General features: G+C 57.5%; 1 pseudogene. It reads right to left on the minus strand.

Features of this window, described 5'->3' with window-relative positions:
* Nucleotides 1–362, minus strand: a pseudogene (locus JK635_RS28025) (ABC transporter substrate-binding protein); the annotation flags it as partial.

A 362-nucleotide genomic window follows, 5' to 3' on the forward strand; every position in this document is an offset into this window, starting at 1 on the left:
TTTACCTGACCGATGGGATGCAGGTCATCGCCGACGATCTGGATATCCGGGCGCTTGCGCTTCAGGTAATCCTTCGCGGCGCGGGTGACCTGGTGGCCGAAGGAGTAGTTCTGGCCGATGATGTAGACCTTCTTGATCTCCGGCTTCTTGGCCATGAAAGTCGTCATCGCCTCCATCTTCATGTCCGAGTTGGCATCAATGCGGAATTGCCAGAAGCTGCATTTGCTATTGGTGAGGTCGGGGTCGACCGCGGCGTAATTGATGTACACCACCTCCTTGCCCGGGTTGCGTTCATTGTGCTTGTTGATCGCGTCCAGCAAGGCAGCCGCGGCTGCAGAGCCATTGCCCTGGGTGACATAGCG

It is taken from the genome of Neobacillus paridis (assembly GCF_016765675.1).
GTDB classification, from domain to species: Bacteria; Bacillota; Bacilli; order Bacillales; family Cytobacillaceae; genus Neobacillus; species Neobacillus paridis.